This window comes from Saccharopolyspora sp. CA-218241 (genome assembly GCF_050954615.1).
In the GTDB taxonomy this organism is placed as follows: Bacteria; Actinomycetota; Actinomycetes; order Mycobacteriales; family Pseudonocardiaceae; genus Saccharopolyspora; species Saccharopolyspora cebuensis.
The window spans coordinates 524,425-539,349 of record NZ_CP191860.1 but is presented as its reverse complement, the minus strand read 5'-3'; the positions used below and the strand labels follow the sequence as shown (position 1 = coordinate 539,349).

Sequence of the window (14,925 nt, the reverse complement as noted above, 5' to 3'; positions counted from 1 at the left end):
GACTCCACCCGCTCGATCGAAATCCCGCACCATTTCGCGTTAGGGTCGTGGGGTGACGGACCTGGGAATTCCGGTCGTGCGCAGCGCGACCGACACGGCAGGGCGTCCCGACACGCCGCTCCTGGTGGACCGGTTCGGCCGGGTCGCCACCGATCTGCGGGTCTCCCTGATCGACAAGTGCAACCTGCGTTGCACCTACTGCATGCCCGCCGAGGGCCTGCCCTGGCTCAAGCGCGCGGAGCTGCTCGACACCGAGGAGATGAACCGGCTGATCCGGATCGCCGTCGAGGAGCTGGGCGTGACCAACGTGCGGTTCACCGGCGGCGAACCGCTGCTGCGGCAGGACCTGGTGGAGATCATCGGCGCCACCGCCGCGCTGCCGAGCCGCCCGAAGACCTCGCTGACCACCAACGGCATCAACCTCGGGAAGTTCGCCGAACCGCTGGTGGCGGCCGGGCTGGACCGGGTCAACGTCTCGCTGGACACCCTCGACCGCGAGGTCTTCCACGAGCTCACCCGGCGCGACCGGCTCGACGACGTGCTCGACGGCCTGGCCGCGGCCAAGCGGATGGGACTGGAGCCGGTCAAGGTCAACGCGGTGCTGATGCGCGGCCAGAACGACCACGAGGCCGCCGACCTGCTGCGCTTCTGCGTCGAGCGCGGCTACCAGCTCCGGTTCATCGAGCAGATGCCGTTGGACGCCCAGCACGGCTGGGACCGGGACCGGATGATCACGGCCGACGAGATCCTGGAGCGGCTGGGCGCCGAGTTCGAGCTGTCCCCGCACGAGGCGGAGCGGGGTTCGGCCCCCGCCGAGCGCTGGCTGGTGGACGGCGGCCCGGCGACGGTCGGCGTCATCGGGTCGGTCACCCGGCCGTTCTGCGCGACCTGCGACCGGACCCGGCTGACCGCCGACGGCCAGCTCCGCAACTGCCTGTTCTCCACCACCGAGACCGACCTGCGGGCCCCGCTGCGCTCCGGCGCCGAGGACGCGGAACTGGTGCGGCTGTGGCAGGAGACGATGTGGAGCAAGGCGGCCGGGCACGGCGTGGACTCCGAGGGCTTCGCCCAGCCGTCCCGGCCGATGAGCGCGATCGGGGGTTAGGGCGATGACGATCCCGGCCGAGCAGGCGGAGACCGTGGCCGTGCGGGTCCGGTACTTCGCCGGGGCCCGCGCCGCCGCGGGCGTCGCCGAGGAGACGGTGCGCGTGGTCCCCGGACCCGGCTGCCCCGCGACCGCCGCCGACGTGATCCAGGCGGTGCTGGAACGGCACGGCGAGGCCTTGGCCAAGGTGGTCGCGGCCTGCAGCTTCCTGCTCGACGGCGTCGCCGTGCGCGACCGGGGCGTCGCCGTGCCCGACGGCTCCGCGCTGGACGTCCTGCCGCCGTTCGCGGGCGGCTGAACCCGCGGTTCCCCGAGCCCCGTCGCAGGTCCTCGCGGTGGGGCCGTGCGGCGTTCCAGCGGTGTCCCCGGGATCGCGCGCGGCCGTGCGGCCCGCTGAGATCGCCGTGAGCGCGTCGGGGTACCCAGCGGGGTCAACGCCCCGCGATACGCCGCAGAGCGACTGAGAGCTCCTTCCCGCCCCTGCGCCGCACCTCTTCTATCCGCGCGCGCGGGCGCGCGCGTGCGTGCGAATACAACACGCGCCGGCGTGTCGTGGAGTCTCATCCGAGTGAATTCCGGGCGTCGTCAAGGGGGTGCTGCCCGGGCGCGTCGCGCGGCACCCCCTCGCGCGGGCGAGAAGCCCTCCATCCCGGCGAGCGAATCGGACACTCTGAGTGTTATTCCGATATCGTTCGGTGATCATGAATCGGGCGCGCGAAGGCCGCCCCACGAGCGTGGTGACGCGTTGGACGGGTGGGACGAGCCTTATCTGAGGGTGAAAACGAGGTGACCCACGCCTCACGGACGGTGATCGATATCGGCCAGGAAACGAACCGATAACAACGCTCTGATCAGCGAAAATACCCCGGATCGGCACACCCTTTCTGCTCGTTACCGTGACGACCGTCACATACTCCAAGATTTCCGATCTCCCCTTCGGTTACGTAGTGTCGCTCATCGGTCGGCCCCGAACCGATCAGCAAGGAGCGGGAAGTCCGCAGCGCCGAGCCCTGTCCGGCGGACTTCTCAACCCCGAAACGAAGGAAAACCGGACAGGGGCGGGGGACCCACCACCGGGCTCCCCGAAGCCCTAGGGGTGAAGCCGACTTCCCCGAGTCGGCCGGGCTGCCTCTCAGCCCGAACCCGACAGCTCACCTCGCAGGCGCGGCAGGAGAGAGGGACATGGCTCGCTATCACGGCAAGCACCGAAAACAGACCAACTCCGGTCGCACGCTGACCCGCGCCGCCGTGGCGGGCGCGGTGATCGCGACCCCGCTCGCCATCGCGGCCCCGACCGCGCAGGCAGCGGACTGGGACGAACTGGCCCAGTGCGAGAGCAGCGGCAACTGGAGCATCAACACCGGCAACGGCTACTCCGGCGGCCTGCAGTTCTCGCCGTCCACCTGGGCGGCCTTCGGCGGCACCGAGTACGCCTCCAGCGCCCACCAGGCCACCCGCGAGCAGCAGATCGCGGTCGCCGAGAAGGTGCTCGCCGCGCAGGGCGCGAACGCCTGGCCGGGCTGCACCGCCAAGACCAACTGGACCAGCGGGAGCTCCTCGACGAGCTCCTCGGAGTCCTCCAGCGACTCGCAGTCCAGCAGCAGCTCGGAGTCCTCCGAGTCCAGCAGCGAGTCCTCGACCACGTCGAGCTCGCGCAGCCAGGTCAAGGCCGGTGGCTCGGACTACACCGTCCAGCTCGGTGACACGCTGGGCAAGATCGGCGAGCGGTTCGGCGTGAGCTACCAGTCGATCTTCGAGCGCAACTCCGACATCCTCGACGACCCCAACCTGATCTTCCCGGGCCAGCAGCTCGACATCAGGTGATGAGCCGGCCGGTCGGCTCCGGTCGACCGGCCGGGAGCACGTGTCGTACCCCCCGACACGGCACGTGCTCCCCCCAACTCGGGCCCCCGCCGCACGCCCCCAGCGGCGGGGGTCCGTTCACGTCCGCAGGCGGGGAGCGGGACGGCCGCCGGAGCGGCGAACGGCGGACCGTCAGGGGCAGTTGACCCATTCCTCGGCGCCGTCGTCGAAGACCTGGCGCTTCCAGATCGGCAACCGCCGCTTGACCTCGTCGACCAGCTCGGAGCACGCGTTGAACGCCTGCTTGCGGTGCTCGGCGGCGACCGCGCAGGCCAGCGCCACGTCCCCGATGCCGAGCAGACCGATCCGGTGCGCCACCGCCAGCGACCGCACCCCGTCGAAGCGCAGCGCGATGTCCGAGGCGACCTCGGCGATCACCTCGTCGGCGCTCGGGTGCCCGACGTACTCCAGCTCGCGCACGCCCCGGCCGCCGTCGTGGTCGCGCACCACGCCGCCGAAGGTCACCACCGCGCCGGCCGCGCGGTGCTCGACCAGGCGGGCCAGCGCGTCGACGTCCAGCGGTTCGCCGGAGACCTCGGCGCGCAGCACGTCCGCCGGGGTGCGGGTCGGCCTCGGGTGGTCGCCGCCGTGGAGCTGGTCCACCGCGTGCTCCAGCACGCCGTCCAGGACGCCGAGCCCGTCCTTCACGCCGCCGCGCGAGCCGGGCAGGTTCACCACCAGGGTCCGCCCGGCGACCCCGGCCAGCCCCCGGGACAGCACCGCCGTCGGCACCCCGGGCAGGCCCGCCGCGCGGATCGCGTCGGCCAGCCCCGGGATCGGGTAGTCCAGCACCGCGGCGGTGACCTCCGGCGTGCGGTCGGTCGGGTTGATGCCGGTGCCGCCGGTGGTGATCACCACCTGCACGTCCTCGGCGATCGCGGCCCGCAGCTCCGCGGCGACCGGATCGCCGTCGGGCACCACGGCCGGGTCCGGGGCGTCGAAGCCGCGCGCCCGCAGCCAGTCGGCGATCACCGGACCGGTGCGGTCCTCGTACACCCCGGCCGCCGCGCGGTTGGATGCGGCGATCACCCGTGCCGTTCTCGTCATGCCCAGCCTCCCGGGGCTCAGAGCCTGCTCGTGCAGTCGTCGCGCCGCGTCCTGGAAAGCCGGTGGGGCTCCCCGCAACGGGCGTCAGCGGTCGCGGACCCAGGTGCCGGTCTTGCCGCCCTCCTTGCACTCGACGCGGACGGCGTCGAGCACGGCGGCGGGGTCCACCGCCTTGATCATGTCGTGCAGCGCCAACCCGGCACCGGTGACCGCGGTCAGCGCCTCCATCTCGACGCCGGTGCGATCGGTGGTGCGGACCGTGGCGGTGATCCGGACCTCGTCCTCGCCCGGTTCCAGCTCGACCCGGACCCCGGACAGCGCGATCGGGTGGCACAGCGGGATCAGCTCGGGGGTGCGCTTGGCGGCCATGATCCCGGCGATCCGGGCGGTGGCCAGCGCGTCGCCCTTGGGCAACCCGTCCCGGCGCAGCAGCGCGACGACCTCTGCGGTGGTGCGCACCACGCCGGTCGCGATCGCGGTCCGGGCGGTCGCCTCCTTCGCCGAGACGTCCACCATCCGGGCTGCCCCCGCCGCGTCGACGTGGGTGAGTTCGTCCTGCGCCATGCACCCGAGCCTAGTACCGAACCCGACCACACCTCAGACCCGATCAGGAGCCAGGTGAGGGCACCCTCGTCCAAGCAACTCGGACAAGGGTGCCCCTCACCTGATCAACGAAGCCTGAACCGACTGACGCGACCTTCCCGGCGGGGACCAAAAAACGCGACGCACCACGCGCGCGCCACCGCAACCACCACCAGGCAAGCGGCGAAGCCGCTTCCACCCCACGCACGCGCCAACCCAGCCACCGTCAAGCAAGCGGCGCCAGCCGCTTCCGCTTTACCCCACCCTCGAAACTTGCACCGCCGCGGGTTCTCAGCGGCCTTCTCGCGAGGACGCCCTGATGCCGTGTATTGGCATACATCAAGAAGGGCGCCCGGAGCGAGAAGGCCGCTGAGGTTCCGCCACCGGCACCCCACCGCAAAAAGACCACGGCACCGAAACCTAGAACTCCAGGTCTTCGGCCATTGCCCAGGGCAGCGACGTCCCCCCGCCCGGCGCGGGATCGCCGGCGCGATCGGCCAGCGCGGCCCGCTTCACCGCGTCGGCGACCGCCGGGGCCACGGCCGAGTCGAACACGCTCGGCACGATGAACGAGGCGTTGAGCCGTTCGCCGTCGACCACGTCGGCGATCGCGTTGGCCGCCGCGACCATCAGGTCGTCGGTGATCTCGTGCGAGTAGGCGTCGAGCAGTCCGCGGAACACGCCCGGGAACGCCAGCACGTTGTTGATCTGGTTCGGGTAGTCGCTGCGCCCGGTGGCGACCACGGTGGCGTGCTGCTGCGCCTCCAGCGGGTCGATCTCCGGGTCCGGGTTGGCCAGCGCGAACACGATCGCGTCGCTGTTCATGGACGCGACGTCCTCGGCTCGCAGCAGGTTCGGCGCCGAGACGCCGATGAACACGTCGGCGCCGCGCACCGCGTCGGCCAGCGTCCCGGTGCGGCCTTCGGCGTTGGTGGCCTCGGCGATCGAGCGCAGGTTCGGGTCGGTGTCGCCGCGTCCGGTGTGGACGATGCCGTCGACGTCCACCGCGACGATGTCGGCGGGCCCCTTGTGCTGGAGCAGCCGGATGATCGCCGAGCCGGCTGCGCCGACCCCGCAGACCACGATCCGGCTGTCGGCGATGTCCTTGCCGACCACCCGCATCGCGTTGCGCAGCGCGGCGAGCACCACGATGGCGGTGCCGTGCTGGTCGTCGTGGAACACCGGGATGTTCAGCTTCTCGCGCAGCCGCGCCTCGATCTCGAAGCAGCGCGGCGCGGCGATGTCCTCCAGGTTGATGCCGCCGTAGACCGGGGCCATCAGCTCGACGGCGCGGATGATCTCCTCGGTGTCCTGGGTGTCCAGGCACACCGGCCAGGCGTTGACCCCGGCGAACTTCTTGAACAGCGCGGCCTTGCCCTCCATCACCGGCAGCGCCGCCTCCGGGCCGATGTTGCCCAGCCCGAGCACCGCGGAACCGTCGGTGACCACGGCGACCGAGTTGCGCTTGATGGTCAGGCGCCGCGCGTCCTCCGGGTTCTCCGCGATCGCCGTGCAGACCCGGGCGACCCCGGGCGTGTAGGCGCGCGAGAGGTCGTCGCGGTTGGCCAGCGCCACCCGCGAGCTGACCTCGATCTTGCCGCCGAGGTGCACCAGGAACGTCCGGTCCGAGATCTTGCGGACGTTGACCCCGGCCAGCTCGTTGAGCAGCACGGTGAGGTCGTTGGCGTGGTCGGCGGACAGCGCGTTGCAGGTGATGTCGACGACGATGCGGTCGGCGTGCGACTCCACGACGTCGAACGCGGTGATCACGCCACCGGCCCGACCGATGGCGCTGGTCAGGTCACCGGCGGCGGTGGTCGACGGCGGCGCCTCGACGCGGACGGTGATCGAATAACCCGGACCTGGAACCGGCATGGCACACCCCTGTCGAGCGAACGGCTGTGAACTTGGCGGGTGCCGTTCTCCGGCGGTCGCGCGGACCGCCGGAGCAGATCGCCATCCGGGAGGCAACCCCGCGGGGCTGCTCAGCGACCGGAACTTCACCCAATACGAAAAAGGCTAGAACTTTCCCGAGTGTGAGCTACGCCCGGCCTGGTTACCGCCGAGTTCCCCTTGACAGCCGCGGATCACTTGTTCCGGCGAGTCTCCGGGTGCTCGTAGGGAACCATGTCGAGCGGGAAGGCCAGCTCGCCGAACGGCGACAGCGCACCCTGCTTGTCGGTGAGCAGCTCGGTGAACGGGTGCTCGCCTTCGGGCACCTTCGGCCACGCGGGGTCGATGCGGTCCTGCTTCTTACCGGCCACGTCATCCTCCTGAGTCGAGCTGGTGGGTTCCTGCCAGTTTGCCGGATCAGCGCGGACGGTTCATCGAAGGGTGTTCGCGAACACCACCGCCGGACCACTCCCCGGCGGTGGCGGGAGCGGCCGCTGTGACAGGAAGGTTCCCCTGCTGCCACCCGTGACAGGAAGGTTCCCCTGCTGCCATCCCGCCGCGCGGGACCGGGCCGGTCGAGGGGGCCACCGCACCGCGGCGGCTCGGTATCGTGGTAGGGATGCCTCCCCTCGCCGAGTGGCTGCGCGAGCGCAGCGACGACGACCTCGTCGCGCTGTTGCGCGCCCGGCCCGACCTGGCCACCCCGCCGCCCTCCGACACCTCGGTGCTGGCCACCCGCGCCGGGGTGCGTTCGTCGGTGGCGCGGGCCTGCGAAGACCTCGACTCCTTCGCGCTGTCCACCCTCGAAGCGCTGGTGCTGCTCGACGCCGACCGGGAGCCGGTCGACTCGGCCGCGGTCGCCGGGATGCTGGGCGCGTCGATCACCCCGCAGCGGGTGCGCCGGACGGTCCGCGAGCTGCGCGCGCTGGTGCTGGTGTGGGGCGAGGACGACGCGTTGAACCTGGTGCCCGCGGTGCGGGAGGCGCTGCCGACGTTCCCGGGCGGGCTGGGGCGCCCGGCCGACGACCTCGACGACCCGGCGGCGGCGCTGGCCGGGCTCGACGAGGAGGAGCGCGAGCTGGTCGGCAAGCTGGCCCGGGGCGCGCCGGTGGGACGGACCAAGGACGCCGCGAACCGGGTGCCGCTGGAGCGGGCGGCCAACCCGGTGCAGCGGCTGCTGGCCAAGGGCCTGCTGCTGCGCCGCGACGCGGAGACGGTGGAGCTGCCCCGGCAGTTGGCGCTGGCGGTGCGGGGTGACGAGCCGATGACCGGCGTCGTCGCCGAGGAGCCGGTGCCGGAGCTGACCGAGCCCGGTCAGGACGCGGTGGACGCGACCGCGGCGGGGGCGGCGCTGGAGCTGCTGCGGCACCTGGAGTCGCTGCTGCACGCGTGGAGCGACGACCCGCCGGACGTGCTGCGCTCCGGGGGGATCGGCGTCCGCGAGCTGCGCCGGACGGCGAAGGCCCTGGAGGTCGAGGAGCAGGTGCTCGCGCTGCTGGTGGAGCTGGCGGTGGCGGCGAACCTGATCGCCAACAGCGAGGAGTCCGATCCCCGCTGGGTGCCGACCTACCAGTCCGACACCTGGTCGGCCTCGATGCCCGAGCAGCAGTGGTCGGTGCTGGCGCAGGCGTGGATCGACCTGCCCCGGTTGCCGGGGCTGATCGGCGCGCGGGACGAGAAGGACCGGCTGATCGGTCCGCTGTCGGAGGAGCTGCGCCGTCCCACCGCCGGGCGCGAACGCCGCCGGGTGCTGTCCTACCTCGACGAGCTGCCGACCGGGCACGGGGCCGCGCCGGACGACGTCCTCGCGGTGCTGTCCTGGCGGGCGCCGCGGCGCGGCGGCCGGGCCCGCGACGCGGCGGTGCGCTCGACGCTGTCCGAGGCCACGGTGCTGGGCGTGGTCGCGCACGGCGCGCTGACCACGGCGGGACGGGTGCTGCTGGCCGACGGGCCGACCGGGGCCGCCCGGCAGCTCGCGTCCGCGCTGCCGGAACCGCTGGACCACGTGCTGGTGCAGGCCGACCTGACGGTGGTGGCCCCGGGACGGCTGGAGCCGGACCTGGCCGCCGAGATGAAGCTGGTCGCCGACGTGGAGTCCGCGGGCAGCGCCACCGTCTACCGGGTGTCGGAGGCGAGCGTGCGCCGCGCGCTCGACGCCGGGTACGGCGCGGAGGACCTGCACGCGCTGTTCCGGACCCGTTCCCGGACGCCCATCCCGCAGTCGCTGACCTACCTGCTCGACGACGTCGCCCGCCGCCACGGCAAGCTCCGGGCGGGTACGGCGGCGGCCTTCCTGCGCTGCGACGACCCGGTGGTGCTCGCCGAGGTGCTGGGCAACCCGGCCACCGCCGAGCTGCAACTGCGCCAGATCGCGCCCACCGTGCTGATCAGCCCGCTGCCGCTGTCGGACCTGGTCGACGCCCTGCGCGGCGCGGGGTTCGCCCCGGTCGCCGAGGGCCCCGACGGGACGGTGCTGGACCTGCGCGCGGCGGGCCCCCGGGTGCGCGGCAAGGCGCGGGCCACCGCGCCGCCCGCCCGGACCGGTCCACCGGAGGAGCAGCTGGGCGAGCTGGTCGGGCACCTGCGTTCCGGCGACCGCGCCCGGGGCGTCCGCCGGGGCAGCGCCGTGGTGCCCGAGCACGGGCGGCCCAGCGCCGAGGCCACGTTGCAGCTCCTGCGCGACGCCGCCCGCGAGCGGCGCGACGTCTGGTTGGGCTTCGTCGACTCCAACGGGACCCGCAGCCAGCACGTCGTCCGACCGGTGAGCGTCGGCGGTGGCGTCCTCCAAGGCCTCGACACGGGCCGCGACGAGCTGGGCCACTTCCCGCTGCACCGCATCATGTCGGTCGCCCTCGTCGAGGACTGAGCCGCGCCTCACCCGTTCGTGATGTGAGTGAGGGGCACCTCCATCCGGCACAGTCGGATGAAGGTGCCCCTCACACGTCGAAGAGGCCGGGAGCGCGGTCGGTTGCCGGGCTCCCGCGGATCACTGCCCGACCGCGGCCATGCGCTGCCGCATGGCGTGCTCGACGACCGTGATCAGCGCCTGCTTGGTCGACTCCCGGTTGCGGGCGTCGACCGTGATCATCGGCACCGAGGCGTCGATGGTCAGCGCCTCGCGGACGTCTTCGGGACGGTGGTGCAGCACGCCGTCGAAGGTGTTGACCGCGATGATGTAGGGCAGACCGCGGTCCTCGAAGAAGTCGATCGAGGCGAACGCGTCGGCGAGGCGGCGGGTGTCGACGAGGACGACGGCGCCGATGGCGCCCTTCACCAGGTCGTCCCACATGAACCAGAACCGGTGCTGGCCGGGCGTGCCGAACAGGTAGAGGATCAGGTCCGAGTCGAGGGACACCCGGCCGAAGTCCATCGCGACGGTGGTGGTGACCTTGCCGGGAGTGGACGTCAGGTCGTCGACGCCGACACTCGCCTCGGTCATCACCGCCTCGGTGGTCAACGGCACGATTTCGGAGACAGAGCCGACGAACGTGGTCTTGCCGACGCCGAAGCCGCCGGCGACCACGATCTTGGTCGAGGTCTTGCCGCCGCGGGCGTCGTTGTTGTCGCCCATCGCGCGGGGGTCAGAGCCTGCGAAGCCCACTGAGCACCCTTTCCAAGAACTCCATGGACGGCCGATCACCGACGACCATGCCACTTTCGTGAATCAGGACCAGGCCGAGTTCGGCCATGTCGCCGATCAGCACCCGCACCACCCCCAACGGGAGGCGGAGGTGAGCGGCCACCTCGGCGACCGATCGCGCCTCCACACACAGCTCCGAGATCGAGCGGTGCTCGGGCCTGGCCGGTGTCGATTGGGTGCGACCGCGCTCGCTGGTGGTCACCAGCGTTTCAATAGCAAGATCATAATCGGTGCGCGTACGACCCCGCGTGCGGGCGTAAGGACGCACCAGCGAGCCGCCGGAATCGGCCTCCTCCTCCGGCTGCTCGATGCGCGGGATCGCCGGCATGGAACCGGAGATCGACGGCATCGACTGCGAGATCGGTCCCATCGGCTGGGAGATCGACGGCATCGACACCGACGGCGGACCGTTCTCCTGCGGGCGCCGCCGGGGTTGCTCGCCGCTGTCGGCGGAGGAGTACCCGGAGCCGAACAGGTCGGCACCGGGACCGCCGAACAGCGCGCGGTCGTACCCGGCAACCCCTTCGGGACCGCCGAACGAATCACCGGAGCGCCCGGCATCGGAGTCGGAGGCGAAATCGTCCTGCCAGGACTCCGTGCCCAAGCGCTTGTTGTAGAGGCGGAACAGGTCACCGTCCCAGTCCGGCTCGGAACCGCTGTTCATGGCGCGCTCCCCTCAGCTCTCCGGGTCCGGGGTCACCGGCGTACCGTGCCCTGCAACTGGGCTCTGAGCTCCGGTGTGAGCTGCCGGCCGACCCGCTCGACGAGCAGGGTCATCTCGTAGGCGACCAAGCCGATGTCGGCGTTCGGCGCGGCGAGCACCGCCAGGCACGAACCGTCGCTGATGGACATCAGGAACAGGTAGCCCTGCTCCATCTCCACGACGGTCTGGGTGACCTCACCGGCCTCGAAGCACCGCGCGGCGCCCTGGGTGAGGCTGACCAGTCCGGACGACACCGCGGACAACTGCTCGGCGCGATCGCGGGGCAGTCCCTGGGATCCCGCGAGCAGCAAGCCGTCGGCGGAGACCACCACCGAGTGGGCCACGCCGGGCACGCGGCGGACGAAGTCGGTGATCAGCCAACTGAAGCTGTTGCTGCTCATCGGTTGCTGCACGGACCCGTTCACTCCTGCTCCTCGTGACGGCTGGAATTCGAGCTGGGCTGGTCGTTCTTGGCGTGCCGACCACGTCGAATGCCTTGCTGGAAGTTCGCCATCCTGCCCCGGACCGCATCGGCGGAGCGCGGTGTGGCGGGTTTCGGACGGGCCGGCTGCTCGGTGCGGGGAGCCGCCGAACCCGGGACCAGGTTCGACTTGGGCACCCGCTTGGGCAGTCCGGCGGAGGTGGTCGTCTCCTGCGCCTGCTGGGTCTGCTGGACCAGCGCCTCGGCGGCGGCCCATCCGTCATCGGCCGATCCCCAGCCCGGCTCGGGCGCGGGCAGCACGGGGTGCTGGCCGGTGCCCGACGATGCGGCCGGGGTCGCCTCGATCAGCTCCGTCTCGCCCTGGTCGGGCTCGGGGGCGCGATGACCGTTGGTGGACGTCGGTTCCTCCGAGATCGGTCGGGGAGCCGCCGGCGGCGGCGCGGCGGCGGTGGTGTCCGGCTCGTCCCCTTCGGATTCGCGGAACCACTGCGACAGCACGGCTTCGTAGATCGGCAGGCGCTGCGTCGGCGCGTCGTCCATGTCCCAGGTGGCCCCTTTCGCCTCGTCGTCGGCAGCCGCCGGCGGCCGTGGCGCGGCGGCTCCCGAGTCCGAGTCGGGTGCCGAGGCCGGTCGACGCCGGGGCAGTCCGGCGGCGCTCACCGAGTCCTGCTGCCCGTTGCGCTGGTAGCCGTTGCTGCGACCGGCGGGCTCGGGGCGGCCGGGGGGATCGTCGACGACGGCGGGGGTGTTCCCGGTCTTCTCCGCCTCGAAGGGGTTGCGGAACAGGTCCGCCCCGATGGCCGGGGCCGCGCAGGAGCTGTCCGCGAACTCCTCGGGGATCTCCTCGCTGGGCCAGTCCACGGCGCGGACCCCGTCGTCCGCGGGCGCCTGGTCCTCATCCTGCCACTGCGGGACGTCGGTGGCGCCGAACGAACTCCCGGAGGCCAGCCGCACCGAGTACTCGGCGGGCAGTTCCGGGGCGGGTTCGGCCGGCTCGTCCGGGACCTCCTCGCGCGCCGGTTCCTCGGGGCGGGAGCGGGTCGGCAGCGCGGCGCGTTCGGTCGGCGGCTCGGCGGAGCCGCCCCCGCGACCGCCCTGCCCGAAGGCGGCGGCCAGCCCCAGGTGGGTGCCGGTGTCGCCGGAACCGGACTCGCGGCGCTCCTCCGGCCCGCGCGGCAGGTCCGGCATCGGCACCGGGCCGTCCGGGGTGAGCTGCGCGACGTACTCGCCGGACAGGTGCACCGTGGCGGTGACGCCACCTTCGAGGTCGCCGTTGTTCTGCAGCTCGACGGTGATGTCGTGGCGGCGGGCGAGCTGCCCGACCACGAACAGGCCCATCCGGCGGGACACCGCGACGTCGATCTCCGGCGGCCGGGTGAGCCGCTCGTTGATCTCGTCGACGTCGGCGGAGTCGACGCCCACGCCCCGGTCGCGGATCTCCACCACGAGCTCCCGCCTGCGGTAGGCGGCGCGCACCGTGACCTCGGTGTCGGGGTTGGAGAACACCGTGGCGTTCTCCAGCAGCTCGGCGACCAGGTGCACGAAGTCGTTGACCACGCGGCCCTGGATGGCCAGGTCCGGGGAGTCGGCGACGGCGATGCGGGCGTACTGCTCGACCTCGGAGACCGCGGCGCCGAGGACCTCGGACAGCGGCACCGGCCGCATCATCCGCCGGGTCAGGTCGGTGCCGCCGAGAATCAGCAGGTTCTCGTTGTTCCGCCGCATCCGGGTGGCCAGGTGGTCCAGCTCGAACAGGCTGGAGAGCTGGTCCGGGTCCTGCTCGTCCTGCTCCAGCCGGTCGATCAGCGCGAGCTGGCGCTGCACCAGCGTCTGGCTGCGGCGGGCGAGGTTGACGAACAGGTCGTTGACGTTGGCCCGCAGCAGCGCCTGCTCGGAGGCCAGCCGCAGCGCCTGCTGGTGCACCGCGTCGAAGGAGCGGGCGACCTGGCCGATCTCCTCCTGGGAGTGCACCGGCACCGGCGGGACCGAGACGTGCCCGGCGCTGCCCGGATTGTCGTTGATCTTCGTGATCGAGTCCGGGAGGCTCTGCTGGGCGATCTCCAGCGCCCCGTAGCGCAGCGTCCGCAGCGGCCGGACGATCGACCGGGCGATGAACAGCGCGACGCCGAAGGCCAGCACCAGCAGCAGGATCACCAGCCCGGCGTCCCGGATCATGGTCCACTGCGCGGAGCCGGCGAGCTCGCTGGACTCGTCGTGGTACTGGCTGAGCAGGTCGGTCTCCACCGAGCGGACCAGGTCGGTCCGCACGCCCGACTGGGCGCCCCACTCCTGCGGGCTGACCCCGAGGCCGTCGCGGTCCTCCTCGGCGGCGATCAGGGCGGTCTGCAGGAGCTGCTCGGAGCCGTCGACCTCGGCGCCGGCGACGCGGGCCGAGTACAGCGCCTGCTGGGCCGGGCTCGCGGCGTTGACGAACTCGGCGTAGGCGGCCTCGAACTGGGCGTCGGCGGCCCGGATCGCGTCGGTCTGGCCGGTGAGGAACTCGTTGCGCAGCGCGGCGCCGAGCAGGATCGAGCGCTGCTGGGCGAGCTGCTCCTTGGCCCGGGCGATCGCCTCGGTGGCGCGGGCGGTGCCGGTCACACCGGTGTCCGCCGAGGAGGTGGCCACCGAGCGGCTCACCTGGAGCACGCTGTCGATCACCGAGCCGTAGGCGACCAGCGCCTGCGGGCTGGTGAACCGGTCGTTGATCGTGCCGCGCAGCGCGCTGAGGCTGTCCAGCCGGTTGGTGGCGGAGTCGTAGGCCTCGGCCACCTCGGGGACGAAGTCCTCGACGCGCCCCTCGAACGCCTCCAGCTGCTGCACCGCCTGGTCGACCCGCTGGATCTGGGCGTTGTAGTCGCCGAGGTCGTCGGCTCCGTTGCTGGTGGTGTAGACGACGGCGAAGTCGCGTTCCCGTTGCAGTTCGTGGGTCAGGTTCGCGGTGCGCTGGGCGAGTTCGACCTGCTCGACGATGGTGTTCATGCGAGCGGTCGTGGCCAGGCCGTCGTACACGCGGACTCCGCCGACGCCGAGCGCGGCGAGCGTCGGCACGAGCAGGACAGCGGCCATCTTGTACCGGAGGCGCCAGTTGCGCAGCCGCCACCACTTCGTCTGCTGAGCGGTGATCGGAGCACTCGAGTGGTGCTCCCCGGCTCGGGCTCCGGTCCCGGGGTCGTTGTTGAGCATCCCTGTTTCCTGCGCAGCGGCGGACATGTGCGGCACCGCCACGGCTAGCACCCTCTCCATGCCGAGGCGGTCTTGGTCATTGTGCTCGGAGCGTGCGCAGGTGCCGGCGTCCCGGGCCCGTGCTCGCACGGACCGGCCCGCAGCGCGACGACGGCGTTACCGGCTCCACCGGTCGGCCCCTCGCGGAGCCTGGCTCGGTCAGCCGGGCTTGCCATCACGCTCCCTGATCGCACATCCTTCTGTTCCCCCGAAGCAGAGGCAGGTCACCTCGACGGGCGAGACTATACTTAACTGCCCGTCACAAGTCAGGCCCCCAGAGCGAAGCGCCATCACTCGCAGGAGTGGTGTAGACAACAGTTGGGCCAGTTGTGTGACAACGAGCTAGTTACACCTGGTTGTTGCGTCTGAATTGACCTTCTACAGTTCGGGTGCACCCCCCGCGCCAGGTTCCGGGAGACACGATGCTC

The 14,925-nt window shown here is 72.0% G+C and carries 12 protein-coding genes and 1 riboswitch; of the genes, 4 read left to right on the top strand and 8 right to left on the bottom strand.

Annotated elements, in window-relative coordinates:
• Window positions 1-52: 52 nt before the first annotated feature.
• The 3 genes from moaA (at window position 53) to ACQP0T_RS02740 (ending at window position 2,929) form a co-directional block, all read left to right on the top strand.
• On the top strand, window positions 53-1,105 hold the full coding sequence (moaA, locus tag ACQP0T_RS02750) for a GTP 3',8-cyclase MoaA (RefSeq protein ID WP_433871148.1): 1,053 nt from the start codon (window positions 53-55) through the stop codon (window positions 1,103-1,105).
• Between the two features lie 4 nt (window positions 1,106-1,109).
• On the top strand, window positions 1,110-1,403 hold the full coding sequence (locus tag ACQP0T_RS02745; RefSeq protein WP_433871147.1) for a MoaD/ThiS family protein: 294 nt from the start codon (window positions 1,110-1,112) through the stop codon (window positions 1,401-1,403).
• 722 nt (window positions 1,404-2,125) lie between these two features.
• Window positions 2,126-2,286: riboswitch (cyclic di-AMP (ydaO/yuaA leader) on the top strand.
• A 1-nt stretch (window position 2,287) separates the two neighbouring features.
• Window positions 2,288-2,929, top strand: coding sequence for a transglycosylase family protein (locus ACQP0T_RS02740; RefSeq protein WP_433871146.1), 642 nt, complete (start codon window positions 2,288-2,290; stop codon window positions 2,927-2,929).
• Window positions 2,930-3,100: 171 nt separating this feature from the next.
• On the opposite strand, the gene ACQP0T_RS02735 is transcribed toward ACQP0T_RS02740, so the two are convergent.
• The 4 genes from ACQP0T_RS02735 to ACQP0T_RS02720 all read right to left on the bottom strand — a co-directional run bounded on the left by ACQP0T_RS02735 (window position 3,101) and on the right by ACQP0T_RS02720 (window position 6,861).
• On the bottom strand, window positions 3,101-4,015 hold the full coding sequence (locus ACQP0T_RS02735) for a molybdenum cofactor biosynthesis protein MoaE (RefSeq protein WP_433871145.1): 915 nt from the start codon (window positions 4,013-4,015) through the stop codon (window positions 3,101-3,103).
• A gap of 84 nt (window positions 4,016-4,099) precedes the next feature.
• A complete protein-coding gene (gene moaC / locus ACQP0T_RS02730) occupies window positions 4,100-4,579 on the bottom strand; it encodes a cyclic pyranopterin monophosphate synthase MoaC (RefSeq protein WP_433871144.1) in 480 nt (159 codons plus the stop codon).
• Window positions 4,580-5,017: 438 nt separating this feature from the next.
• On the bottom strand, window positions 5,018-6,472 hold the full coding sequence (locus ACQP0T_RS02725) for an NAD-dependent malic enzyme (protein WP_433871143.1): 1,455 nt from the start codon (window positions 6,470-6,472) through the stop codon (window positions 5,018-5,020).
• A gap of 212 nt (window positions 6,473-6,684) precedes the next feature.
• Window positions 6,685-6,861 carry a hypothetical protein gene (locus ACQP0T_RS02720; protein WP_433871142.1) on the bottom strand — a complete coding sequence of 59 codons (177 nt, stop codon included), beginning with the start codon at window positions 6,859-6,861 and terminating at the stop codon, window positions 6,685-6,687.
• Window positions 6,862-7,109: 248 nt separating this feature from the next.
• Between ACQP0T_RS02720 and ACQP0T_RS02715 the strand changes: the two genes are divergently transcribed.
• Window positions 7,110-9,356, top strand: coding sequence for a helicase-associated domain-containing protein (locus ACQP0T_RS02715; protein ID WP_433871141.1), 2,247 nt, complete (start codon window positions 7,110-7,112; stop codon window positions 9,354-9,356).
• A 120-nt stretch (window positions 9,357-9,476) separates the two neighbouring features.
• Here ACQP0T_RS02715 and ACQP0T_RS02710 read toward each other — a convergent pair whose 3' ends face one another.
• Genes ACQP0T_RS02710 through ACQP0T_RS02695 form a run of 4 tightly spaced genes read right to left on the bottom strand, consistent with a single transcriptional unit; the run spans window position 9,477 to window position 14,485 of the window.
• The gene (locus ACQP0T_RS02710; protein WP_345368131.1) at window positions 9,477-10,061 is read right to left on the bottom strand and encodes a GTP-binding protein; all 585 of its coding nucleotides are present in this window, start codon (window positions 10,059-10,061) and stop codon (window positions 9,477-9,479) included.
• 10 nt (window positions 10,062-10,071) lie between these two features.
• A complete protein-coding gene (locus ACQP0T_RS02705) occupies window positions 10,072-10,794 on the bottom strand; it encodes a DUF742 domain-containing protein (protein WP_345368132.1) in 723 nt (240 codons plus the stop codon).
• A gap of 32 nt (window positions 10,795-10,826) precedes the next feature.
• On the bottom strand, window positions 10,827-11,234 hold the full coding sequence (locus ACQP0T_RS02700) for a roadblock/LC7 domain-containing protein (RefSeq protein ID WP_345368221.1): 408 nt from the start codon (window positions 11,232-11,234) through the stop codon (window positions 10,827-10,829).
• Window positions 11,235-11,254: 20 nt separating this feature from the next.
• Window positions 11,255-14,485, bottom strand: a complete 3,231-nt coding sequence (locus tag ACQP0T_RS02695; protein WP_433871140.1) for a nitrate- and nitrite sensing domain-containing protein — start codon at window positions 14,483-14,485, stop codon at window positions 11,255-11,257.
• Window positions 14,486-14,925 lie beyond the last annotated feature (440 nt).

Bases quoted from the DNA above. Each gene is read 5' to 3' on its own strand.
- ACQP0T_RS02745 (WP_433871147.1), top strand. From the start codon at position 1,110: ATGACGATCCCGGCCGAGCAGGCGGAGACCGTGGCCGTGCGGGTCCGG.
- ACQP0T_RS02740 (WP_433871146.1), top strand. From the start codon at position 2,288: ATGGCTCGCTATCACGGCAAGCACCGAAAACAGACCAACTCCGGTCGC.
- ACQP0T_RS02735 (WP_433871145.1), bottom strand. From the start codon at position 4,015: ATGACGAGAACGGCACGGGTGATCGCCGCATCCAACCGCGCGGCGGCC.
- moaC (WP_433871144.1), bottom strand. From the start codon at position 4,579: ATGGCGCAGGACGAACTCACCCACGTCGACGCGGCGGGGGCAGCCCGG.
- ACQP0T_RS02725 (WP_433871143.1), bottom strand. From the start codon at position 6,472: ATGCCGGTTCCAGGTCCGGGTTATTCGATCACCGTCCGCGTCGAGGCG.
- ACQP0T_RS02715 (WP_433871141.1), top strand. From the start codon at position 7,110: ATGCCTCCCCTCGCCGAGTGGCTGCGCGAGCGCAGCGACGACGACCTC.
- ACQP0T_RS02710 (WP_345368131.1), bottom strand. From the start codon at position 10,061: ATGGGCGACAACAACGACGCCCGCGGCGGCAAGACCTCGACCAAGATC.
- ACQP0T_RS02705 (WP_345368132.1), bottom strand. From the start codon at position 10,794: ATGAACAGCGGTTCCGAGCCGGACTGGGACGGTGACCTGTTCCGCCTC.
- ACQP0T_RS02700 (WP_345368221.1), bottom strand. From the start codon at position 11,234: ATGAGCAGCAACAGCTTCAGTTGGCTGATCACCGACTTCGTCCGCCGC.
- ACQP0T_RS02695 (WP_433871140.1), bottom strand. From the start codon at position 14,485: ATGTCCGCCGCTGCGCAGGAAACAGGGATGCTCAACAACGACCCCGGG.